Below are 24,864 nucleotides of genomic sequence, written 5' to 3' on the forward strand. Positions count from 1 at the left end.
TACTATTCTATTATCCGGTCTATTCACCTGATTATTTCTTACTTCTTTTCAGAATGTTCTTCAAGTCTTCGACTGTATAGTTATATGCCGTATTGCAAAAATGACATTTTACTTCAATGTCTTTTCCTTCATCGATCATTTCCTGAATGTCTTTCTTTCCGATACTTGCAACTGCCTGCTCTACGCGTTCTTTCGAACAATTACAGTAAAACTGTGTTGGAATAGTATCTGTGATTTCAAGATCCAGATGTCCGATCAGTTTCTCTAACATCTGCTCCGGTGTATAGCCCTTGTCCAGAAAATCTGTAACAGAAGTCACATCCTTCAGATTCTCCTCCAACTGGCTGATAGTCTCTTCTGTTGCAAATGGCATCAACTGAATAATAAATCCACCTGCACAGCGTACAGTATTATCTTTATTCATCAGAACACCAAGTCCCACTGAGGAAGGTACCTGCTCGGAACTCGCAAAATAATAAGTCAGATCTTCTGCAATCTCACTGCTTACAAGAATTGTCTGTCCCACATAAGGCTCTTTCAGTCCCATATCTTTAATCACCTGTAAAAGACCGATACCAACTGCTCCTCCGACGTCCAGCTTGCCATTCTTTGGCGGAAGCATCACGTCCGGATTTCCAACATATCCTTTTACATTTGCATGGCTGTCTGCAGTTACAGTGATGCCCTCGATTGGGCCGTCTCCACGAATCTGAAGTGTCAGCATATCTGTATCATTTTTCATCATACTTCCCATGATTGCCCCTGCTGTCAGTGTCCTTCCAAGTGCCGCAGTCGCAACCGGGCTTGTATTATGATGCACTCTTGCAGACTCTACAAGGTTTTTCGTTGTCGCAGCAAATGCACGCATCTGTCCTCCTGCTGCCGTCGCTCTTACAATATAATCTTCCATCATCTATCTTATGCCAATCCTTTCCCATGTTCTCTTGCCACGACGCAGATTCTCTCACTCCGGTCATGTGGACTTTCTTTTGTATAGTCATCGTAGGCAGTTACATATTCAAGTCCTGCCTCCGTAAGCATATGTCTGATCTGCTCCAGCGTATATGCTCTCTGAAAATGTTCTTCCTGATACTTACGATAAAGCTGTGGTTGTTCTTCGTCCCGCACAAAAAGAGTCAGTTCATATTCATTGATCCGTTCGTCTTCATCGTAATAATTATCCCAGATAAAGCTGCATTCCTCACGGTCTTCTGCAATTGTCTGTTCTCCAAGTATCTCCCGATACTTATACTCCGTATTAAAATCAAATACAAACAGCCCTTCCGGATCCAGATAATTATTCACCAACCGGAAAACTTCCGTCAGGTCCTCATCGTCCGTAATATAGTTCACAGAATCGCAGGCACTTATAACCGCTCTGACCGTTCCGTATAATTCAAATTCCCGCATATCCTGAAGAAGATACAAAATATCATGTCCACTCTCGACCTTCTTCTCCATGGCAATCTCCAGCATCTCTTCTGCATTATCCACACCGATCATATCATAACCGGATGAAGCCAGCATTTCTGTCATGCTTCCAGTTCCACAGCCAAGATCCAGAACAAGCCCGTCATCAATTCCATATTCCTTTAATATTTTCCCCAGATAATCCGCCCACTCTTTATACGGCACATTATCCATAAAGATATCATATACCCTCGCAAAACTCGTATAAGCTTCCATATTCAGAAAGACTCCTTCTATACTTTCGTATCATATTCCAGGTAGCGCATCCGTTACCATCGTCCATTATATCTTATTTTTCCGGATATGCCAACTAGTAAACAATGCAGATTTTGCTTCTGAAAACTATCGAAAACTACTAGTATATATATTAAACATGTCGTCTACAGCCCCAGTTCTTTTAAAAGCTTCGCCTGATGCTCGGAATTTGTTGCTATAGCTTCTGCTTTCTTTTTGCAGATAAATGTCTGTTCAAAAGAAAATGCTATGATTTCTATTTATAGATTAACATATACTTTCAGTATATTCCAGTATATGAACATAATTTCACATCATTTTTTAACTTCATTTATCTGTCTACTTATCATCACTTTGGGAATTACTGCCGATTCTTCCGGCTCCGAAAATGAATGAAATTAATATAGATACTTTGCAGATAATTAGAACCATCGTCTGCATGTAGATAGAATCGCATAGTCATGTGATGAACACAAGAAGTGTTTTCTTATCTTTTCCTTAAGAAATAAACAAACACAGGACGGAAGTCGTTTCACTCCCGCCCTGTGTTTGTTTATTTTTCTTTACATTTGTAATAAAGAAATAACTAGTCATCGATACCTTCTGTCTCGATGATGAATTTTGTTGTTCCGGATACTCCGTCACTGATTCCTGCAAATGATTTATACTCTTTTGCAAGGTTAGTCATTGCATCAATTCGATCTGTCACACCGCTAATATCTCCATTAAAGAGATCTGTCAATTTATCAATTGCTTCTTCTTTGTACTCCTGCATTCCATCTGCCAGAGTCTGGTTTCCATCTGCTAATGTGTTGGCTCCATCTAATAATGTCTGAGTTCCACCAGCCAATGTTCCGGCTCCGTCAGCAACCTGATTAGCACCACTTGCTAACTGGCTAACACCATTTGCAAGCTGGGCACCACCGTCTTTAAGAGTTGTCAAACCAGCATTTAATGTACTGCTATTATCATGAAGCTTTTTAGCACCTGCCTGAAGTGCTCCAATTCCTGTCTGTAATTGTCCAACACCTTCTTTCAGTGATGTGCTTCCGTCTGCAACTGTTGCTGTTACTGTTCCAAGCTGCTCCATATTTCCAGATAATGCACTAAGTCCTGTTGCAACACCTTCTGCACCTTTTGTAATGGTTGGCATTCCTATCTGAACTTGTTTCAACCCTCCTAATGCTTGAGAGGCGCCATTTGCAATTGTTTTTCCAGTATCATTTAACTCAACTGTACCCTGTTGTACTTCTATTGCACTCTCGTCTGATACCTGGGCATAAACTGCATTTGCAAGAGCATTAATCTGATTCGCCGATAATGTGGAGTCTGTATCTTTTATTTTAGCTGCAATCTCATCTTTTGTAATAGTTATTTTAGCTGTTGCGCCTGTTGAAGTCACACTTGCTTTTATACTATCTTGGGTAATAGACTGCAATGCACTTACCCCTCCATTAACTGCAGCACTAATTCCTCCTAAACCATTATTTACTGATGTCGCATATCCAGCAAGTGTATTTACAGAGTCACTCACTCCACCCTCTCCATTAATTGCTTGATTTATTCCAGCAGCTCCTGTTGCCACTCCTGCAGCTCCTGTTGCTGCGCTTTCTGCTCCTACTGCCAGTTTATTACTTCCAGCATATAATTCTTCTACTCCACCAGTGTATGCCTGCACTCCGCTCGCCAGTGTGTTCACTCCGCTGACCAGTGTTCCACTCTTTTCATCCAGTGTATTCACACCGTCCGCCAGTGTTCCGGCTCCACTTGCCAGTGTTCCGGCTCCGTCATTCAATGTTCCAGCTCCGTCTGCCAGCTCTTTTGATCCATCTGCTGCTTCCTTTGATCCATCTACCAACTGATTTGTTGCATCTTCCAGATCATCGATAGAATCCTGCAAGTCATCAAAGCTGTCGATGTCGTCCAGTCCGAATTCATTCATCAGCTCTGCGGAAGCCATTGTAATACTTGTTCCGACTGTTGCATCTTTGACATCTGCTGTAATTGTTACTGTCTCCGGAATATCAATGTCCATATCCAGATCTTTCAGATTCAGATTATTTGCAAGTCCCGGGAATGCAACTCCGACTACAATATTTTTATCTCCGTCAGAAATAAGTTTTCCATTTTCAACAGACACATTGCTGTACTCATCAGAGGAAAGCATCATTGCACTGACCATGGTAAATGGTGTGTACATTTCTACATCTTCACCATTTACATTGACCGTCTGTTTTGATTTGTTGTCATAGCTAAACTGAATCTCAACCTTTCCGCTTTTACCTTTCAGATCTTTCGGGGAAATGCTCTTTCCATCCAGTTTGTAGGATACTTTCACATCTACCGGGAGCTCTTTATCTATTGTTCCCTGATAGTAAATGTCATTTCCTTCAGACTTCCAGCTTACGTTGTTGTTGCTTCCTGTCTCAAATGTTTCGTCACCTTTTACATTTTTAATATCTTTCAATTCAGATGTGTCAGAAATGGTTCCTTTTTCCGGATTTTTCAGCCATTCAGATACCGTCGTTTTCTTTACATTTCCACTTGCATCTGCTTTTACATACACAGATTCCTCTTTTGAAAATCCTGTATCCTCAGAATCTGTTGTGTGGTCTGCCAATACATTTTCCGCAGTCTCCTTTAATTCCTGAGTGTCTTTGTCCTTTTGCTCTGCTGCCTGTACCTGCATAGCATTACTGTGATATTCATATGTTCCGGCAAGTCCGGCAGCCATCATGACAGCCATAGATCCTGCTACAATTTTTTTTGCGATTTTTTTATTTCCGTTCATAGTGATCCCTCCTGTGAATCTTATGCCTCTTTCGGCAGAAAACCTTTACTTGTTTTTACGATTACTTTGTCAAATACCATAAACATGGATGGCAGTACGAAGATTACGACTACCATACTGATCAGTGCTCCCCTTGCCATCAGGATACACAGCGAACTGATCATATCAATGTTGGAATAAAGTCCGACTCCGATGGTCGCTGCGAAGAAGCTTAAGGCACTGACCATAATGGACTGTGCTGATACACGGTGGGCTGTCGTAATGGCATCATGTTTATTTGCCCCATGGTTTCGTTCACGCTTATACCTTGTCGTCATCAGGATTGCATAGTCAACCGTAGATCCCAGCTGAATCGTTCCGATAACGATAGAAGCAACAAACGGAAGCTTCGTGCCTGTGTAATAAGGAATTCCCATATTTACAAAGATTGCAAATTCAATAACACCTACCAGAATGACCGGAAGTGAAATGGATTTGAATAACACAAGGATAATGACAAATATAATTCCAATGGATACTGCACTGACTGTCTTAAAATCCTGATCTGTAATATCAATCAAATCTGCGGTCAGCGGTCCTTCACCAATCAGCATTCCGGTCTTATCATATTTGTGCAAAATCTTATTCAATGTCTTAATCTGGGCATTGACTTCATCAGATGCTACCTTATATTCAGAGTTTACAAGAAGCAGCTGATATTTATCATTTTTCAGCATACTGGATACGGACTCCGGAATCATATCAGACGGAACTGACGGACCTACAAGAGAGTCCAGCCCAAGTGCCCATTTGACACCGTCTACCTTATCCATTTCTTTTATCATTTTATTGACATCTGTTGAAGATACGGAACTGTCCACCAGAATCATGTGCGTTGTATTCATATCGTAATCTTCTTTTAACTTTTCATTTGCAATGATACTTGGCAGATCCTTTGGTAATGTCTCGTCCAGGTTGTAATAAACTGCTGTATGGTTATTTCCATAAATTGCAGGAAATAAGAATAGCAAAAACAATACTACATATACCAGGTATCGTTTCGTAACCTTGTCAGAAATTCTTCCAATATCCGGGAGAAATGGTTTGTGTTTCGTCTTCTCAATGATTTTGTCACAACAAAGAATCATAGACGGAAGAATGGTCACACATGCAATCACTCCAAAGATAACTCCTTTTACCATAACGATTCCAATATCCAGTCCCAGTGTAAAGGACATAAAGCATAATGCAATGAATCCGGCAATTGTTGTAATGGAACTTCCCATAACAGATGAAAATGTCTGGGAAATCGCATGTGCCATGGCACGCTTCTTATCTCCGTCGTATCTCACCTGCTGTTCTTCATAACTGTGCATCAGGAAAATGGAATAATCTAACGTAACACCTAGCTGCAATACCGCTGCCAACGCTTTCGTAATATAAGAAATTTCTCCCATAAAATAGTTACTTCCCAGATTGTAAATGATTGCCATTCCGATACTCAGCATAAAAAGTAATGGTACGAAAAATGATTCCATTGTCAGTCCAAGTACAATGACCGCCAAAATAACGGCAATCAGTACATAGACCGGAGTCTCTTTTTCTGCCAGATTCTTCGTGTCCGTAACTACTGCGGACATTCCACTTAAAAAACATTGCTTGCCGGCAATTTTCCGAATCTGTGCAATTGCATCCATCGTTCCATCTGAAGATGTTCCCTCATCAAAGAAAATCGCCATCATCGTTCCGGTATCGGAATTAAATACATCGTAAATGTCGTCCGGCAACATACTCATCGGCACGGAAATATCTGCAATAGAGTCGTACCATATTACATTTGCCACATGATCGACTTTTTCAATCTTCTCTTTCAGTTCCGCTACATCTTTCTCTTCCATACCATCAACAATGAACATAGAAAATGCTCCGGTTCCAAAATCATTCACTAGAATATCCTGTCCTTTCATCGTCTCGATATTGTCTGGAAGATAAGTCAGCACATCATAATTGACCCGGGTATTCAGATAACCGAAGACTGACGGAATCAGCAACAGCACGCCAAGTATCAGTATCAATACTCTGTATTTCACCACTTTCTTTCCAAAGTTAACCATAACTCCTTCTCCCTTTCATTTATGACCGTTAGTCATTTTCTTTTTCAAACAGAATAATACACCAAAAATGACCAATAGTCAATATATTTTTTTGACTATTAGTCATTTTTGTGCTAAGATATTTTCATCAACAAAAATATGACACATTACTTTTACAATCATACATTAGAAATACACTCACGTTTTCTACCTTTAAGCAAAAAATTAACTTGCACATTACCTTGCCGTACAGTTATAATTGCTGTTGAACAGAAAAGAGGATAATCATGGGAAAAGTAGACGAAAATAAAAAGAAGAAAAAAGAAGCCCTCTTCAACACCGCATACGAACTTTTTACCACAAAAGGTATCCATGCTACTGCTATTTCTGATATTGTAGAAAAAGCCGGTGTTGCAAAAGGAACTTTTTATTTATATTTTAAAGACAAATATGATATCAAGAATAAACTTACCGCTTTCAAGACTCATGAACTATTTGAGAAAGCAGCAAAAGCATTACGGAAAGCAGACATTTCCGGGCTGGAAGAACAATTAATCTTTATCATTGATTACATTATAGATGCTCTCGCCAGCAATAAGGCATTGTTAAACTTTATTTCCAAGAATCTAGTCATGGGCGCACTTCGCTCCGCCCTTCTCACCGAAGAACGGACCGAACCAGATTTTTATGAAGAATTTCTCAATCTCGTTAATGAAGATTCTTACAAATACGAATGTCCGGACGTTATGCTATTCACCATCGTAGAACTGACCGGATCCACGGCATATAATTCGATTTTATATAACGAACCACTGTCCATCGAAGAATATAAGCCTTATCTGTACCGGACAGTACGGCTGATAATTGCAAGCCACAGACAATAAAACTGCATTTTTTAAAAATTGGGGACGGGGTTTTTCTAAAAAAACCCCGTCCCCAATTTTTTTACCATCACGTATTCTCAGTCTTTACTGTTTCTCACACCTGTCCCTTTTTAAAATTCGCGCTTTTTCATTGCTTTCATTGCGCACACTAGTGAAATGCAAATTAATATAACCGAAACTGCAAAAATCAGTAAAATCACAATTCCATCACTTAATTTTTCAGCTCGACTTATGATTTTCATTATCGACCCATTTCGTTCTTTTGATATTTTTATTCCCAGGTACAGTATTAAAAATATGGCTGCCATTCCGCTTACTGACACAATTCTGCTCTTTTCCATTCCGAACTTTATATACAACGGAATCATATAGCTTATCATAATAATTGATACAAAGCAGGCACCGGCCAAACCTGAATACATATCACTTTGTGATATCGCCAGTCCACGGATTTTAACGACACCATATGCCATAGCATACATGATCACTCCTGTCACGATGCTATTCACCAATGCAAATGCATACTTTTCTAATACATATATGTTTCTACTGATTGGAAGTGTGAACAAATAAGCCATTCCATTTTCATATTCATCATAACTTAGTGTACTAATTGTAAACATAGTACACATGACCGTAATGAATACAACAGCAAATGTAGGGTTTTTATAAATAGCGAGATATAACACCGCCATAAGAGCTGCCATTCCCAAAAAGGATTTTTGTCCCAACATGAGTTTGTAATCTTTGATCAACAATCCTTTCATTCTTGCTGCCCCCTTTTCATCATAATGATCACATCATCAATTTTCCCTTTTTCAATGGTGATATCCGGATAGTTTTCCTGATAATACTGCCGTTCATTTGTCAGGCAGCTATAACCATACTCTTCTTTCTTATGCGCCAGAATGTACTCCTTTTCAAGCGCCTCGTACTGGTCTGCCTTCACCTTTAAAAGTCCATACTGATCCAAAAGTTTGTCGGTCTCTTCATGCAAAAGAATCTTTCCTTCATCAATCATATAAATGTCATCACAGATTCCTTCCAGATCTGTGGAAATGTGTGAACTAATCAGAATAGAACGTCCCGGAGTTTCCATATATTCTCTTAAAATTTCCAGCATATCATCTCTTGCCATAACATCAAGTCCTGCGGTCGGTTCATCCAGAAGCAACACATCTGCGCCATGTGAAACTGCCGCTGCAATCTGTAATTTACGTTTCATTCCCGTTGAAAACTCCTTGATCTTTTTGTCTAATGGCAACTGGTATTTTTTGCACATTTCCAGGAAATCTTCTTTCTGAAACTTATGGTACATACTTTCAAGCATCGGAAGTATATCTTTCACACGTAAATATCCACTGAAACCGGAATCAGCCAGAACAACTCCAATCCACTCTTTATCCTGCACTGTAAAATCTTCTACATTTTTTCCCAGCATCTTTACAACACCTGCGTCTGGTCTGATCAGACCTAATGCTGCTTTAAACGCTGTACTTTTTCCTGCACCATTGGCTCCGATCAGTCCGGTAACATAACCTTCCGGTACTTCCAGGGTAAGATCCAGTTCAAAATCTTCATAGTGCTTTTTCACACCCTCAAATTTCAACATACTTATCAATCCTCCAAAACAATCTGAAACAACTCCAGTAATTCCTGATCCGTCATTCCACAGCTTTTGCCTTTTCGGATGGCCATCTCCAAATCAGCTTCCACTTCCTTTTTCTTTTTCTCCAGCATCAGCCCCTGATCTGCAAATGCTACGAAACTTCCTTTTCCATGAATCGTAATTACAAATCCTTCTTCTTCCAGAGCATCATATGCTTTTTTCACGGTCAATGCACTGACCTTAAGTTCTTTAGCTAAAGTACGAACTGACGGGAGCGGGGTATCTGCTTTTAATATACCATGCATGATCTTTTCTTTTATCTGATTTCCAATCTGTTCATAGATTGGCTGCATGGATGAATGGTTTACTATGATATCCATAAAACTCCTCCTTCGTTATAAACAGTATAAAACAGTATATAACAGTTGTCAACTGTTTTATACTGTTTTATACTGTTTTCTTCTCATTTTATTTTTTCGGAATATTAAAAACTCCTGGCACTGGATATCAATGTCAGGAGTTCTCTTATCTTAGATTATGTAATAATGCATGATGCATGCGGATTACTCCATGCTTTGCACTCCCACAATCCGCTCTGGCATCATTACATTAATTTTCTGAACAAATTCTTCAGATCTTCAACGCTTGCGTCTTTCGGATTACCCGGAGCGCATGCATCTGCGTGTGCAGACTCAGCTAAGAAGTCAAGATCTTCTTCTTTTAACGCTTCCAGTTTTGTTGGGATTCCAACGTCGATAGAAAGCTGCGAAACAGCGTCTACTGCTGCTTTTCTGTATTCTTCTACAGACATATCATCAACACCTTTGACACCCATAGCTCTTGCGATCTCTTTGTATTTCTCGCCTGTGCAGTCAGCATTGTACTCCATAACGATTGGAAGCATCATAGCACATGCAACACCATGTGGTGTGTCATAAACAGCTCCAAGTGTGTGAGCCATAGAATGAGCAATTCCAAGACCTACGTTTGAGAATCCCATTCCTGCGATATACTGTCCAAGAGCCATTCCCTCACGACCCTCTTTCTCATTTGCAACTGCTCCTCTTAAGGATTTGGAAATAATCTCGATTGCTTTGATATGGAACATATCTGTCATCTCCCATGCAGCCTTTGTTGTATATCCTTCGATTGCATGTGTAAGCGCATCCATACCTGTGGAAGCTGTCAGTCCTTTTGGCATAGAGGACATCATATCCGGGTCTACAACTGCGATGACCGGCATATCATGTGGGTCAACACAGACAAATTTTCTCTTCTTCTCTACATCTGTAATAACGTAGTTGATCGTAACCTCTGCTGCTGTACCTGCTGTTGTCGGAACTGCAATGATCGGTACACAAGGTTTCTTAGTTGGCGCAACACCTTCCAGACTTCTTACATCCTCGAATTCCGGATTAGCAATAATGATACCGATTGCTTTTGCTGTATCCATGGAAGATCCTCCACCGATTGCTACAATGTAATCAGCCTCAGCACTCTTGAATGCTGCAACACCATTCTGTACGTTCTGAATCGTAGGATTGGCTTTGATGTCAGAATAAATCTCATATGCGAGTCCAGCCTCATCTAATACATCTGTCACTTTCTTTGTTACCCCAAATTTAATCAGGTCTGGATCAGAGCATACAAATGCTTTCTTAAATGCTCTTGATTTTGCCTCTGTTGCAATCTCCTTGATTGCTCCTGCTCCGTGATAAGATGTCTCATTCAGCATAATTCTGTTTGCCATTTCAATCTCTCCTTTTCTTACATGACATAATTTGCTCTTATTCAGCTTTTATGTTTTTATTTTAACAATGTTATTAAAAAAATGAAAGTTACAAAATTATGAAAATGTAACGTGACCGGATCATAAAAGATCCAGTCTTTCAAACACCCCCGCCAGTTCTTCCGGCATTGCTTTCACGAGATCTGCTGCCAGTTCCTCCGGCGTGCGTTTCACCCTTCCAAACACCCATTGTACAGTCATGTAAATAGAACCCTGGCAATACATTTCCAGCAGGAATTTTAAATCTTCCGACAATGGCTTTCCGGATTTTTCCTGGATCCGGTCTGAATAAAATGCCAGAATCAGTTCAAAATCATGGTCTCTCAGACAGTTCTGATCATCAGATTTAAATGCCATTTTAAAGAAAAGTTTCTCTTTCTGAATATACTGAAATTTTTTCACCAGTCCTTCATAGATGGTCTCGCCTTCTCCCATATGTTCAAATGATTCCAGAATGATCTTATCAAAATACCAGTTAACCAGGTCGTATTTATCCTGAAAATGCCGGTAAAATGTCTGTCTGGTCGTTCCGCACGCATCTACGATTTCCTTTACCGTAATCTTCTCCACCGATGTCGTCTTCATGCAGACTTTCACAGCTTCCGCCAGGCGATATTTCATTTCTTCTGACTTACACTCCTCTTTGCACATGCAAAATCTCCTCTAACTTGGGCATTACCCGAAGCGCCCCTTTTCTTGTTGTTACAATAGATGCTGCTGCATTGGCAAACTCCAGCATCTCTCCAAGTTCCTTTTCATTTCTTGCCCATAGATAACAGAATCAATGGAATATAATACACTCACAGTTTCTATTTATATTGCGAAAAGAGCGGGACAGATTTTCGCGTTTCTGTCCCGCTCCATATGTCTTGACATTATTTTACAAAATTCTCATTTTCCCGTCAACCTCATCTCGCATATGAATCTTATATTATCTGAAAACAATGTAGAGTCTGTGATTGTTCTTGTGCCTGGCTTTTTCTCAATCCTAGCAAATCTTGCAAATCCAGCCCTCTGGTGCTTCAATGTGACCCATCTGGATTCCTGTCAATGTCTCATACAGCTTCTTTGTAACTGGTCCCATCTCTTCCATTCCACTTGGGAAGCAGATTTCTTTTCCATGATCTACAATCTTGCCAACTGGTGAAATAACTGCTGCTGTTCCACAAAGTCCACACTCTGCAAAGTCTTTTACTTCATCAAGGTATACTTCTCTTTCTTCTACTTCCAGTCCAAGATAATGCTCTGCTACATACATCAGAGAACGTCTTGTAATAGAAGGAAGGATTGTAGATGACTTCGGTGTTACGACTTTATTGTCTTTTGTTACGAAGATAAAGTTTGCCCCACCTGTCTCTTCTACTTTTGTTCTTGTTGCAGCATCCAGATACATATTCTCATCGTATCCTTCTCCATGTGCTGTCACGATTGCATGAAGGCTCATTGCATAGTTAAGACCTGCTTTTACATGACCTGTTCCATGCGGTGCGGCACGGTCAAAGTCTGAAACCTTAATTGTGATCGGCTTAGCGCCGCCTTTAAAGTATGGTCCAACTGGTGTAGCAAATACACGGAACTGATACTCCTCTGCAGGTTTTACTCCGATAACCGGACTGGAACCAAACATATACGGTCTTACATAAAGTGTAGCTCCTGACCCGTAAGGCGGTACATATGCTGCATTAGCTGCTACGACCTGTTTGATTGCATCTACGAATCTGTCCTCTGGGAATACCGGCATCTCAAGTCTTGCTGCTGAATCAGCCATTCTTGCTGCATTTAAATCCGGACGGAAAGTTACGATATGTCCGTCTTCTGTTGTGTAAGCTTTCATTCCTTCAAAGCATGTCTGCGCATACTGAAGTACACCTGCGCACTCGCTGATTGTTATGGTTGCGTCGGAGGTAAGAGTTCCTTCATCCCATGCTCCGTCTTTGTAGTTGGATACATATCTCTTATCTGTCTGCATGTAGCCAAATCCGATGTTTGACCAGTCAATGTTCTTTTTCTCCATGATAATTTCCTCCGTTCATCTATATAACTTTAATTTTTAACTATTCTACTGACATTATTATAATACCATCATATCCGAAATTCAAGAGTGCGCTCTGTTTTTTTTGGATTATCTTTCCATCATACTAATAGACTCAATTCCAACGCTTCCTCCACGCACAACTTCAATACTCTTGAACTCTTCTTTCATCAGCTTGATAACTGCGTCATTTTTGGTTCCTGTCTGTACAAATTCCAGCAAAAGACTATCTCTTCCGTAGTCGATAACTTTTGCCTTGAACGTCTCCGCGATCTGGAAACATTCCACCTTATCCTCCGGTGTACATTTTTGAACTTTAATGTACATAATTTCTTTCATTCTTACAAAAACATCTGTAAAATCAATGACTTTAATAACCTCTACCGTACGGTTGAGCTGCTTTTTGATCTGTTCAAACGTCTCATCGTCACTGACCGTTGCTATTGTCATTCTGGATACAGTCGGATCTTCTGTTGTTCCTACAGTAAGGCTGTCCAGATTATATGACTTTCCAGAAAAGAGTCCGGAAATTTTAGACAAAACACCTACCTGATTTTCTACATAAAGTGATATCCAGCGTTTTTTCATTCCATTATTTGTTCCACTCATAATTCCTTTCTCCTTTCTAACAATCCATGATCAGCTCTTCCAGAGTTCCGCCCGGTTTGATCATTGGGTATACAAGATCCTCCGGATCGATCATAAACTCGATAATCGTCGGTCTGTGTTTATTTTCAAGTGCTGCTCTGAATGCAGGCTCAATATCTTCTTTTTTCTCCACACGGATTCCTACTGCGCCATAACTTTCTGCCAGTTTGATAAAGTTCGGTGTATACTCCGGATATTCAAAATTCTCATCATCTGCTACCCTTCTGCTTGCAGCACCGGATCGTAAATTCGTCATAGAGTAACGTTTTCCATAGAATAATTTCTGCCACTGGCGAACCATTCCAAGGTTATAATTATTAAAAATACAGCTAATGATCGGAAGTTCCTCTAATACTGCTGTTGCAAGTTCCTGAATATTCATCTGCATCCCACCGTCACCGGAGATGGAAATGACCGGTACATCCGGATTACCGATTTTAGCACCAATCGCTCCCGGAAGTCCATACCCCATTGTTCCAAGTCCACCTGACATAAGAAGTCTCTTCTTCTGTGTAATCTCAGCAAACTGAGCCGTGAACATCTGATGCTGTCCTACATCAGTTACAATAATTGCTTCATCAAACATACGGTTGATCGTCTCGATAATATCCTGAGGTGTCATGATCGGTTTTTCTTTCATTTTCAGAGGATGTTCCTCTTTCCAGCTTTCAATCTGTTCCAGCCACTTTGATGTCTCATTCGGCTCTACATACTCTAACATCTTCTCGATCGCATCTTTTGCATCTGCAACAATCGGAATATCTACCTGTACATTTTTTGAAATTGCAGCTGTATCAATATCGATATGTACAATCTGTGCATTCGGTGCAAATGAATGCAGCTTTCCGGTAATTCGGTCATTGAACCTAGTTCCGATTGAAAACAGCAGATCACAATCACTGACAGCCATATTGCAGGCATATGCTCCATGCATTCCAAGATTTCCGATGTAGAGTGGGTGGTTTGTCGGAATTGCCCCGCGTCCCATTACTGTTGTTACGACCGGAATATTCGTCTTCTCCACCAATTTGGTAAATACTTCGTTTGCACGGGAAATAATCACACCTCCACCTGCTAAAAATAATGGTTTTTTTGCACGTCCAAGCATTTTGATCGCACGTTTTAACTGTCCGATATGTACGCTTGTATTCGGCTTATAACCACGGATATTAACAGTTTCCGGATATTCTGCGCTTCCAAGTTCTCCCATAACATCTTTTGGAAGATCGATAAGGACCGGACCTGGACGTCCTGTTCTTGCAATGTAAAATGCTTCTTTTAATATTCTCCCAAGGTCTTCTCTATTTCGCACCGTTACTCCATATTTGGTGATACTTCTTGTAATTCCTACAATGTCAACCTCTTGAAATGCATCATTTCCAATCAGATGTCTGGACACCTGACCGGTAAAGCACACAAGCGGAACACTATCATAATATGCTGTTGCAAGACCTGTTACCAAGTTCGTTGCTCCCGGACCACTTGTGACAAGGCAAACACCGACTTTTCCGGTAGATCTTGCATAGGCATCGGCCTCATGGACAAGTGCCACTTCCTGCCTTGGCAAGATTACTTTCGTAAAATCCTGCTTGTAAAGTTCGTCACTGATATCAATGGTACATGCCCCAGGATAACCGAACAGAGTATCTACTCCTTCTTCTTTTAAGGCTTTTACTAATAACTTATTGCCACTGATTTTCTTCATAAATGTCTTCCTCCTTTAACATTCCCAGATTTTGCTTCGTCATGATATCCAACAGAGTATGCATTTCCCGTCAGATATAGAAAAACGCCCTAAGCGAAATAGCTTAGGGCGAATATCCCATCCGTGTTACCACCTAAATTCAGAGAATTCTCTCTGCACTCATGTCAATACGGGAAACCATAACGATTATCCGATATTGCTCCCTTGTAACGTCGGGACAGACGTTGAAGTCTACTCAGATCATGTAACTATAGATGCTTTCTTTCAAAAGCACTATCAGCCATTCATCTTTTCGGTTCACTGCTCAGAGGCTACTTCCATAAACCCTTCATGAAAACTTACACCACCCGTCTTCTCTCTTAGCTTCCGGTATTTATGTACTCCTCCCCGTCATTGCATTTCACAAAACTGTTTTATCGAATATTTTTATATATTATAATCATAACTTTGTGTTACTGTCAATGACATTTTTCATCTGTTTTCTTGATATATTTTATGATATCAGAGATAATACTTTCAGCACTTCGCCTGCAATTTTTGTCCAGGAAAGTCCGCTGACATCTACTTCTTTTGTTTTACCTGCCTCCACAGACTCCCAGATTCTCTGACCGATCCGCCTTTCAAAATCCGGCAGTGTCGCAGGAACTGCCTCATCCACATTACGCATCAATGGCAGTGTCACATATCTTATATCTGCCCCCGGCGCATAAGTGTCAATCCATTCTTTCACTCCGGGCAAGTCTGTCATGACTACTCTGTCTCCGCATGCAAGCGCCTCAATGACCGTAAGAGGCAGTCCTTCAGAGAATGACAGAAGTGCAAAGATGTCACAGGAATTGTAGACCTTTGCCAGCTCTTTCTGTGGAAGATTTCCTAAAAATGTCACCTTATACGGACATTTTTTCGCAAGCTCTACTATCTGCTCATACTCTTCTTTATTCCCGGCTCCTCCGGCAAGCAAAAGCTCAATCCTTTCCTTTTCATATTCCAGATAATCCAGGCTCCGAATCAGGCTTTCCACTCCTTTTTTCACCGAAATCTTTCCGGCAAATGCAATTCTTGTCACACCGTCATTCACACGCAGGCTTTCATTCTTGAAAATATGGCTGTTATACCCCATTCCAATCACCTGTATTTTTTCTTTCGGCACATCATAAATATCCTGAATGGTCCGCTTCTGCTCTGCATGCAGTGCAAAAATCCGATCAAGTCTTCGAATCTGCCCCGTAATGTACTCCCGTTCCAAATCTGTCTTCTGCATCTGCCGCAAATCTGTATTATGGCAAAAGCCAAAGACCTTCCGGTCTGGAAAATGTTCCCGTACGATGGCAGTCAAAAGATAAAGATGATGGCACAAAATCAGATCTGGATTCAAATCTCTTACTGCCTCATCCAGCTGTTTCAAAAAACTTTCTTTGAATGCCGCTTCCATCTTTGGTGTCATATCCCGGTATCTGGTACTCGGATATGGCATCTCGTCTGACATTCCTACAATCGGAAAGTTCAGTTTCCCCTGTTCAAAATATACCGGATAAAATGTAACCCGATCCGGTACCGGTGTTTCCTCCTCAGGATACACACCGGCTACCAGTGCCTGTGTGTGTCCCTTATTTGCAAATTCCGTCATAAGCCCCGACAGAAAAATCCCACTGCCGGTGCTGTTCGGTTTCTGCGCTGTTACATTTAAAATTCTCATGATACCCTCTCGTAAATTGTAAATACATACTCCAGATCAAAATACGTCTGCTCATCACTGATCTTGGTCATCTGCCACTGTGGGTCCTGATCCAGATCCGGGAAAAATGTATCCGCCTGGTAAGCGTGATCGATCTTTGTAATATATGCCGTCTTACAGTATGGCAGAAGCTGTCTGTAAATGCTCTCTCCCCCGATCACAAAAATATCTTCATCGTTATATTTTTTCAGTTCTTCCACCATTTCGTCAATGCTGTGGACCACAACAGTTCCTTTCACATTGTATTTTTTATCTGATGTCAGAACAACATTGACTCGGTTCTTTAAAGGCTGTCCGCCCGGAAAACTTTCCAATGTCTTTCTTCCCATGGCAACGACCTTCCCCTTTGTCGTTTCCCGGAAGAACTTCATGTCCTGCGGAATACTTACAAGTAACTTATTGTCCATTCCAATTGCCCAATTCTTATCCACTGCCACAATCAAATTCATGCCGGTTTCCCCCTGTTTTTTATTACTTTATTTTTATCTTAAACTGCCACCGGAATATTTTTAATCTGCTCATGTGTCTCATAATCGATCAGTTTCACATCATCCGGTGTAAAAGCATAGAAATTCTTCACTTCCGGATTTAACCAGAACTTCGGTGCCGGAAGCGGCTCTCTTTTTATTAATTCCTCCACGAGCGGAATATGGCGGTCATAAATATGTGCATCTGCAATCACATGTACCAGTTCCCCGACTTCCATATCACACACCTGTGCCAACATATGAAGAAGCACTGCATACTGACATACATTCCAGTTATTCGCAGTGAGTACATCATTGGATCTCTGATTGAGCATTCCATTCAGCGTAAGCTTCTCATGTCCTTCTTTTTTCGTAACATTAAATGTCATACTGTACGCACACGGGTACAGGTTCATCTCATGAAGATCCTGATGTACATAAATATTCGTCATGATCCTTCTGCTGTACGGATTGTTCTTCAGATCATAGATCACACGGTCTACCTGATCGAACATTCCCTCCTTGTACTGATGTTTTACGGACATCTGGTATCCATAGGCTTTTCCAATCGATCCATCTTCATCTGCCCAGCTGTCCCAGATATGGCTGTTCAGATCATGAATGTTGTTCGATTTCTTCTGCCATATCCATAAAAGTTCATCTGTACAGCTCTTAATCGCAGTTCTTCTAAGTGTCAGTGCCGGAAATTCCTTAGACAGATCATACCGGTTTACCACACAAAATTTCTTTACTGTATAAGCCGGTGTTTTATCCTCCCACACCGGACGCACTTTTTCCCCTCTTGTGTCTGTTCCATTGTCGATGATGTCGCGGCACATATCTATAAATACCTGATCGGCATAACTCATTTGCCTTTCCTCCTGCATTCTTATCATTTATTGCTTTGTAGCATCAAACCATTTGATTATTGTACCATGAATTGCATACAAAAAAAAGAGGAATGCAATGTTATTTTTTTACATTCCTCTTTTTATTTTGTGAAAACATATCCTTATTAACAGCAGCCCTGAAGTACATTTTCCAATGCACTTGCGCTACTGGAATGTGCACGCTCCACGCGGATATTGTAACGCTCTGCTTCTTTCAATGCGCAATGTACCATTTTATGTGCCACAGTTGATGTGAATAAGATGATCAGATCTGGCTGTCCGATCTGTGTCTTCAGATTACCGGACATTCTCGTGAATACTTTTGCTTTACATTTATGCTTTTTACAGATCTGCTTGTACTGCTGTTCCATTCTTTCATTGCCGCCAATGATTACTACACTCATTTTTATCACCTGTCCTTTTAGCAATGCCACAGACCACGAATATTTCAGCATAATTTATGTCTTGCTTTCTTCCATTCCTGATCTGCTGTATCCTGTTCCATATTAATCAACAAGTTTTGCTCCTGCCGCCTTGCATGCATCCAAATCATCACTTCCCGGTGTCTCATTTGCGATTACGCCTTCTGGTTCTGCCATCTCGGCTCCGGCTGCCGTCATACGTTCTACCCAGCTTCTCATCCATTCTCCGTCTCCCCAACCATAGGATCCGAATAACAAAATCTTCTTTCCACTTACTTTTCCTTCAAGCTCAGCTACAAATGGCTCCATCTCAGACTCTTCTAACTCCTCAGCTCCCATAGCAGAGCAACCAAGGGCAAACACATCTTCTTCTGCCAGCACATCTACATTTGCCTGATCTACAGAGATTACATTTGCCTGTGCTCCTGCACTTTCAATTCCTTCTCCAATTGCCTCTGCCATTGCCTGTGTGTTACCTGTTCCGCTCCAATATACTACTGAAATACTCATGATTTATTATCCTCCTGCTGTTCTATTTAATCAACTATCATTTAACACGCTGCCACATATGCAATATCTCGAATGTTCTTTCCAATCAGATATTCATTTACCGCACTGGTCTTTGCCTTATCATACGCCCAGAAAATCATTTTTGCTCTCCCTGGATTGTTATAGACTTTCCAGTATCCGGAAAACAGACTGTCTTTTCCATCTTTTTCAATGAAACATTTTACATCATCGATCGGATAATCTAAAAATGCTCCTATCTCATGCGGAAAACAGATTTCTCCATCTGAATACTGACAGACACGTTTCGAGAGACGTTCCAGCATCTTCTCCGGTTCCACGTCCTCATATCCGTAGGAACCTAAAAACTCCCTGACATCTGTCCGTTTCAAATATCTGGAAAACGACTCGCGCCGGTACAAAAATACAAGACATTTTCCATGATTTCTTGTCAGAATTTTAAATTTGATCCCTGTTCCTTCCAGGATTTCATAAAGCTCTCTACTGTTTTCTTCCGTAATATTCAAAATACAGGCAATCTTGATTCCTTTCAGAAACGGCGCACACTGCAGAATTAACTGAACCTGCAGACTTTTCATATTATCCATACCAGATAACATATAAGACACTACTTCTTTTGACATTGCATATCCTCATCCGTAATTGATTTTGATTATCATTTGCATGTTTATAATATCATAGGTGGTTAGTTTAATGCAACTGTTTTAAATGATTGTCTTTTATCAAAAAAGGCACCATGCATTTTCATACATGATACCTTTTATATTTCCTACGGCTCTGCAATATTATACAATACTTTGTTCAGCATCTTCTCCAAAGCCTCAATTTCTTTTTTATTCATTCCGATTGTCAGCATCTTATCCAGCTTCCGTCTCTGATTCTCCATGCGTCTCTGGATATCGTAAGCTTTCTCCGTCAGGTAAATGTTCTTGCAGCGCTTATCCGTATTACTTGGAACTGATAAGATATATCCCTTTTCGTCCAGCCGTTTCAGCAGACCGGTCACGGTAGGATTTCTGAGATTCAATCCTTTTTCAATGTCCCTCTGTGTCACTTCTTCTTTCTCACAGTCGAACAGATAATCCAGTACTGCACACTGTGATGCGGTAATGCCAAGCGTACGCAGCCGGTTATTAAATTCCTTCTCATACACATTATTTATCTGCTTGAACATAAATCCTATCGTTCTCTTCTTTTGCATACGCCTTATCCTTTCTTTTAATCCCAGATCCTGACAACCTTCTCTTTACTTATCAGCTCATCTTTTTTATCTCACTTCTCGCAAGCACAATTGCAACTACTGCTGCCGTTCCGTCCGCGATCGGACCTGCATACATTACACCATCAATTCCGATAAATATCGGGAATATAATAATGAGTGGCAAAAGAAATAATATCTGTCTCGTCAGAGACACAACTGCTCCCTTTGTAGCTTTTCCGATTGCAGTGAAAAACTGCGAGCAGACCGGGTGGATTCCATTTACAAACGTCATAAACATATAAATGCGGAAATACCTCTCTGCAAACCGGAAATATTCTTCGCTTCCATTTCCGAAAATACTGACGATCTGTCTTGGAAATACTTGAAAGCACACAAAACAGATACCGCCGACCACAAGCGCTATCTGCATGGATCGCTTATATGTGTGTCTGACTCTCACATAATTGCCTGCTCCATAATTAAAACCCCAGATTGGCTGGCATCCCTGGGCAAGACCGATACAGATTGCCATAAACACCATATTGACTTTTGCAATTACACCGACACACGCCAGTGGAATATCTGATCCATATACAGAAAGAGAACCATAATATCTCAATGTATTATTTAACACGATCTGCACGATTGCCATAGCTATCTGATTGATGCATGAAGCCATACCAAGTGTGAGAATGCCTTTGATATACATTCCACGGGGCTTTAGCATCTCCACTGTCAGTCCCATCTTTTTAAAACGTACAAAATACACAATTACCAGACACCCAGACACGATCTGACCGATTACAGTTGCCCATGCAGCTCCTTTAATTCCCCAATGGAATCCAAAAATAAACAGTGGATCCAGAATCGTATTGATGATTGCCCCCGTAAGCATACAAGTCATAGAATAAGTCGGGCTTCTGTCTGCACGGATCAGATGATTCCCCCCTGTCGTCAGGATCAGAAAAGGAATTCCAAATGCTGTAATCCCTGTATAATCCTGTGCATAAGGCAGGACGTCTTTTGTAACACCGAATACATGAAGCAGCGGATCTAAGAACAATAATACGACGACCGCGATCGTCACACCGCAAAGCATCAGCATTGCAAGTCCTGTTCCTGCATACCTGCACGCACATTCCTGCTCTCCTGCCCCCGAGGACAGATTAAAATTTGAAGCACTTCCAATCCCAAGAAGCAATGCCGTTGCAGTACAAATAATCGTAATTGGAAATGCGATATTAGTCGCTGCATTTCCAAGAAGTCCTACACCTTGTCCAATAAATATCTGGTCTACAATATTATAAAGCGAGCTGACCAGCATACTGATGATTGCCGGGATGGAGAATTTTAATATCAACCGTTCGACCTTCTCTGTTGCAAGCGGATTGACCTTTACACTTTCTTCCAAACCTAAACCTCCAATATTTCTACTAATATTCACGAATGACACTGCTGACTTCGCGAATTGTCTCCATATCTTTGAGATGCTCCAGAGAATCCAGCATCTGGCTTTCTTTGACAGCCTCTGTTACAATAACAAGTTCAGCTACATCAGCGTTCTCGCACTGTTCCTTCTGCATGACTTTTGTAATGCTGACCTTGTGAACACCAAATACCATGGCAATGGAAGCCAGAACTCCAGGTTTATTCTCCACCTGCATACGGAGGAAAAATTTATTTTTCACATTCTTAAAATCCTTGACTGGTGTTGTCCGATAACAGGTACAACTGATTCTTCCGGTACAGTGATACTGCGTGTCACGCACTACGTCGATCACATCTCCGACAACTGCACTGGCAGTCGGGAGCTCTCCAGCACCACGTCCATAGAACATTACATCTCCAACTGCATCTCCATGCACAAATACGGCATTAAAAGAATCTCTGACAGATGCCAGTGGGTGATTCTGTGAAATCATCATCGGATAAACACCCACTTCAATTCCATCTTCTGTATTATGAGCCACGCCAAGTAATTTGATAACATTGCCAAATTCTTTTGCATATGCTATATCTCTTGAAGAAATCTTTGTAATTCCCTCTGTATATACATCCTTGAACACAACTCTGGAATGAAATGCAATGGAAGCCAGAATTGCTGCTTTACGTCCGGCATCTAATCCTTCAATATCTGCTGTCGGGTCCGCCTCTGCATATCCAAGCTCTGTCGCTTTTGCCAATGCTTCATCAAAATCCATATTGTCTTCAAACATCTTTGTCAGGATATAGTTTGTTGTACCATTCATGATTCCAATGACTTCATCAATCTCATTTGCCGCCAGACATTGCTTTAACGGCCGGATGATCGGGATTCCTCCGGCTACTGCAGCCTCAAACAGAAAATCCACACCATGCTCTTCTGCTGCATCCAGAAGTTCTTTTCCGTGCTCAGCAATCAGATCTTTATTAGCAGACACAACATTTTTCCCTGCATTTAAAGCATCCAGGATCATGGTTCTTGCCGGCTCAATTCCACCCATCACCTCAATTACGAGTTGAATCTCATCATTATCAATAATATCTCTCCAGTTATCGGTAAGAAGAGATGGATCCACACCTTCACGCTTTTTCTCCATATTGTGTACAAGAATCTTTACAATCTCAACATCTGCTCCTGCCTTTTTACAAAACTCCTCTTTTTGCTTTTCAATTAACTTATATACCCCACTTCCAACTGTTCCCAGTCCTAAAAGTCCGATTTTTATCTTGTCCGGCTTGCTCATTCCTGTTCTCCTCCTGCTTTATAACATTTTTTTCTTTTTAAAGTAAATACATTCCGCAATAATTACTACGATTGATATTATGATGACACAAATATATCCATATTGCCAGTGAAGTTCTTGCATATTATAAAAGTTCATTCCATACCACCCGGTAATCAATGTCAATGGCATAAATATTGTCGTCACTACTGTCAGAAAATTCATAACTCTATTTTGCTGCAAGGTAATCTGGGTCTGATAAATTTCACGGATCTGCTGAGTATACTCTTTCATCTCCGCGGCATACTGATGCAAACGCTCAGTTCTATGAACATAACGCTCCCAACCCATTTCTTCATCCTGGATTCCATTTCTGTTCATATAAATCTGCATATGCTCACCCATATTGGTCATCTGATCATAAGAAACCATCAGTTCCGAAAAATGTTTCCGATACTTCATAATTCTTTCATCCAGATGTTTCTGGACATGTCCAATTACATTTTCTTCGATTTTCTCCAGTTGTTCTTCAATCTTCTGCATTCTGTACACATCATCATCAATCAGATAGTTTAAGATCATAAGCAAAACTTCATGAAGTCTGCAGTTTTTATAGACATCATTCTTCACATGTTCCATAAGAAGTTGAATCTGATTTGTTTCCTCCACAAAATAAAGAGTCTGCTTATACATGCAAAAGCCAAATACGAACATTTCATGATTTTTCAAATCTGGCACCCGCATAATTCCCTGTACACAATCATGAAACGAATCTACTTTACAGTACCTGACATGATTCATACCGTATAGAAGATTCTTCTTATGTGGAATATATTCCTTAATCTGTTCGTATTCTTTCAGATTCATAATCTGAACCTTCATAGTATCATCTATTTTTTTATCACTTATCCTCTTGTAATTTGCTTCTTGCATCCTATCCTGAATAAGCTGTCCTTTTTGCCAATCCAGAGTGTATGCTTCCATAATCTGTCGTTACTGAAAACTTATAAAAAGTTATGAACTTCTATGTTTCATTCCTACTTCAACGAGTATGTTTTTGATGATATAAATATCTATCTACTCACAAGTTCTTGTACTCTCCATAGGCGTAAATTCCGGACTAACGTATCCGTATATATTCGCATTAACGTTTCAGTGTCAGCTTGCAAATCGTTCTCCATAAGCCTTGAGATTTATAGATGCCTGGAAATCTCTGTCAATTATATTCCCACACGCACATCTATAAACCCTGTCAGATAATTTCAAATCTTTTTTGATGTTTCCACAACAGCTGCAAAGCTTTGATGATGGATAAAACCGATCCGCCACAATAAGCTGGATCCCTTTATCACTGCATTTGTATTCAAGCTGTTTTCTAAACCAAAAAAATCCTTATTCCTGAACTGCTTTAGATAAATGTCTATTTTCCATCATTCCGCTGACATTCAGATCTTCAATACAGATAAATCTTGGCTTTCGATTTACGATCTCAGATATGGTCTGATTCAAATAGTTTTTACGGATGTTTGTTAATCTGTGATTTCGTTTTAATAAAAGTTTTTCCTTTTTGATTACATTATTAGTTTTGCAGTAACTTTCCCCTTTCTTATTCTTCTCGTAAGAACGAGAGATACTACGCTGTAATCTGCGTTTCTGTTTTTCTAGTTTCTTTACTTTCTGAC

General features: G+C 40.4%; 23 protein-coding genes, 2 pseudogenes and 1 other annotated feature. Of the genes and pseudogenes, 1 reads left to right on the forward strand and 24 read right to left on the reverse strand.

The features are described from left to right. Positions 1-31 precede the first annotated feature (31 nt). The 4 genes from hslO to G593_RS0112490 all read right to left on the reverse strand — a co-directional run bounded on the left by hslO (position 32) and on the right by G593_RS0112490 (position 6,588). Positions 32-910 (reverse strand): Hsp33 family molecular chaperone HslO, encoded by an 879-nt coding sequence (gene hslO / locus G593_RS0112475; protein WP_029731893.1) that lies wholly within the window; start codon positions 908-910, stop codon positions 32-34. Positions 911-918: 8 nt separating this feature from the next. Continuing rightward, positions 919-1,686 carry a class I SAM-dependent DNA methyltransferase gene (locus G593_RS0112480; protein ID WP_005339126.1) on the reverse strand — a complete coding sequence of 256 codons (768 nt, stop codon included), beginning with the start codon at positions 1,684-1,686 and terminating at the stop codon, positions 919-921. 604 nt (positions 1,687-2,290) lie between these two features. Further along, positions 2,291-4,495 (reverse strand): hypothetical protein, encoded by a 2,205-nt coding sequence (locus G593_RS0112485; RefSeq protein ID WP_029731894.1) that lies wholly within the window; start codon positions 4,493-4,495, stop codon positions 2,291-2,293. A 20-nt stretch (positions 4,496-4,515) separates the two neighbouring features. After that, positions 4,516-6,588 (reverse strand): efflux RND transporter permease subunit, encoded by a 2,073-nt coding sequence (locus tag G593_RS0112490; protein ID WP_029731895.1) that lies wholly within the window; start codon positions 6,586-6,588, stop codon positions 4,516-4,518. Positions 6,589-6,854: 266 nt separating this feature from the next. Between G593_RS0112490 and G593_RS0112495 the strand changes: the two genes are divergently transcribed. After that, positions 6,855-7,451 (forward strand): TetR/AcrR family transcriptional regulator, encoded by a 597-nt coding sequence (locus tag G593_RS0112495; protein WP_005339117.1) that lies wholly within the window; start codon positions 6,855-6,857, stop codon positions 7,449-7,451. A 110-nt stretch (positions 7,452-7,561) separates the two neighbouring features. Here G593_RS0112495 and G593_RS0112500 read toward each other — a convergent pair whose 3' ends face one another. From G593_RS0112500 to G593_RS21530, 20 genes and pseudogenes are all read right to left on the reverse strand, one after another. Continuing rightward, entirely contained in the window at positions 7,562-8,218 is a 657-nt protein-coding gene (locus tag G593_RS0112500; protein WP_029731896.1) for an ABC-2 transporter permease, read from the reverse strand. Beyond that, positions 8,215-9,063 (reverse strand): ABC transporter ATP-binding protein, encoded by an 849-nt coding sequence (locus G593_RS0112505; RefSeq protein WP_005339114.1) that lies wholly within the window; start codon positions 9,061-9,063, stop codon positions 8,215-8,217. Before G593_RS0112505 ends, G593_RS0112500 begins: the two co-directional genes overlap by 4 nt. A 5-nt stretch (positions 9,064-9,068) precedes the next feature. After that, a complete protein-coding gene (locus G593_RS0112510; protein WP_005339112.1) occupies positions 9,069-9,440 on the reverse strand; it encodes a GntR family transcriptional regulator in 372 nt (123 codons plus the stop codon). A 224-nt stretch (positions 9,441-9,664) separates the two neighbouring features. Then, entirely contained in the window at positions 9,665-10,810 is a 1,146-nt protein-coding gene (gene fucO, locus G593_RS0112515; protein ID WP_022279808.1) for a lactaldehyde reductase, read from the reverse strand. A 120-nt stretch (positions 10,811-10,930) separates the two neighbouring features. Then, the gene (locus G593_RS0112520; protein ID WP_005337708.1) at positions 10,931-11,500 is read right to left on the reverse strand and encodes a TetR/AcrR family transcriptional regulator C-terminal domain-containing protein; all 570 of its coding nucleotides are present in this window, start codon (positions 11,498-11,500) and stop codon (positions 10,931-10,933) included. Further along, positions 11,481-11,606 (reverse strand): annotated as a pseudogene (locus tag G593_RS21525) (carbohydrate kinase); the annotation flags it as partial. The pseudogene G593_RS21525 and the gene G593_RS0112520, both read right to left, overlap by 20 nt. A gap of 231 nt (positions 11,607-11,837) precedes the next feature. After that, positions 11,838-12,863: a branched-chain amino acid aminotransferase gene (locus tag G593_RS0112530; protein ID WP_005331563.1), complete on the reverse strand. Its 1,026-nt coding sequence runs from the start codon at positions 12,861-12,863 to the stop codon at positions 11,838-11,840. Positions 12,864-12,971: 108 nt separating this feature from the next. After that, positions 12,972-13,490 carry an acetolactate synthase small subunit gene (gene ilvN, locus G593_RS0112535; protein WP_005331564.1) on the reverse strand — a complete coding sequence of 173 codons (519 nt, stop codon included), beginning with the start codon at positions 13,488-13,490 and terminating at the stop codon, positions 12,972-12,974. 16 nt (positions 13,491-13,506) lie between these two features. Beyond that, entirely contained in the window at positions 13,507-15,234 is a 1,728-nt protein-coding gene (gene ilvB, locus G593_RS0112540; RefSeq protein WP_029731897.1) for a biosynthetic-type acetolactate synthase large subunit, read from the reverse strand. A gap of 101 nt (positions 15,235-15,335) precedes the next feature. Then, positions 15,336-15,637, reverse strand: a binding site (T-box leader). A 90-nt stretch (positions 15,638-15,727) separates the two neighbouring features. Further along, positions 15,728-16,930, reverse strand: a complete 1,203-nt coding sequence (locus G593_RS0112545) for a glycosyltransferase family 4 protein (protein ID WP_029731898.1) — start codon at positions 16,928-16,930, stop codon at positions 15,728-15,730. Continuing rightward, a complete protein-coding gene (locus tag G593_RS0112550; RefSeq protein WP_005331567.1) occupies positions 16,927-17,418 on the reverse strand; it encodes a dihydrofolate reductase in 492 nt (163 codons plus the stop codon). The genes G593_RS0112545 and G593_RS0112550 overlap by 4 nt, the downstream gene beginning before the upstream one ends. A gap of 38 nt (positions 17,419-17,456) precedes the next feature. Continuing rightward, complete coding sequence (thyA, locus tag G593_RS0112555) at positions 17,457-18,305, reverse strand: thymidylate synthase (protein ID WP_029731899.1); 849 nt, start codon at positions 18,303-18,305, stop codon at positions 17,457-17,459. Positions 18,306-18,451: 146 nt separating this feature from the next. Then, entirely contained in the window at positions 18,452-18,730 is a 279-nt protein-coding gene (locus G593_RS0112560) for a DUF2325 domain-containing protein (RefSeq protein ID WP_029731900.1), read from the reverse strand. Positions 18,731-18,832: 102 nt separating this feature from the next. Continuing rightward, positions 18,833-19,258 (reverse strand): flavodoxin, encoded by a 426-nt coding sequence (locus tag G593_RS0112565; RefSeq protein WP_005337715.1) that lies wholly within the window; start codon positions 19,256-19,258, stop codon positions 18,833-18,835. A 41-nt stretch (positions 19,259-19,299) separates the two neighbouring features. Next, complete coding sequence (locus tag G593_RS0112570) at positions 19,300-19,899, reverse strand: DUF3793 family protein (protein ID WP_005337717.1); 600 nt, start codon at positions 19,897-19,899, stop codon at positions 19,300-19,302. Between the two features lie 146 nt (positions 19,900-20,045). Further along, positions 20,046-20,477 carry a MarR family winged helix-turn-helix transcriptional regulator gene (locus G593_RS0112575; protein WP_005331573.1) on the reverse strand — a complete coding sequence of 144 codons (432 nt, stop codon included), beginning with the start codon at positions 20,475-20,477 and terminating at the stop codon, positions 20,046-20,048. A gap of 52 nt (positions 20,478-20,529) precedes the next feature. Further along, a complete protein-coding gene (locus tag G593_RS0112580; protein WP_005337718.1) occupies positions 20,530-21,888 on the reverse strand; it encodes an MATE family efflux transporter in 1,359 nt (452 codons plus the stop codon). A 22-nt stretch (positions 21,889-21,910) separates the two neighbouring features. After that, positions 21,911-23,203, reverse strand: coding sequence for a homoserine dehydrogenase (locus G593_RS0112585; RefSeq protein ID WP_005337719.1), 1,293 nt, complete (start codon positions 23,201-23,203; stop codon positions 21,911-21,913). An 18-nt stretch (positions 23,204-23,221) separates the two neighbouring features. Next, positions 23,222-24,049, reverse strand: a complete 828-nt coding sequence (locus G593_RS0112590) for a magnesium transporter CorA family protein (protein ID WP_242827090.1) — start codon at positions 24,047-24,049, stop codon at positions 23,222-23,224. A 291-nt stretch (positions 24,050-24,340) separates the two neighbouring features. Beyond that, positions 24,341-24,864 (reverse strand): annotated as a pseudogene (locus G593_RS21530) (RNA-guided endonuclease InsQ/TnpB family protein); the annotation flags it as partial.

Origin of the sequence: Dorea sp. AGR2135 (assembly GCF_000420885.1) — a bacterium.
Lineage (GTDB): Bacteria > Bacillota > Clostridia > Lachnospirales > Lachnospiraceae > Dorea > Dorea formicigenerans.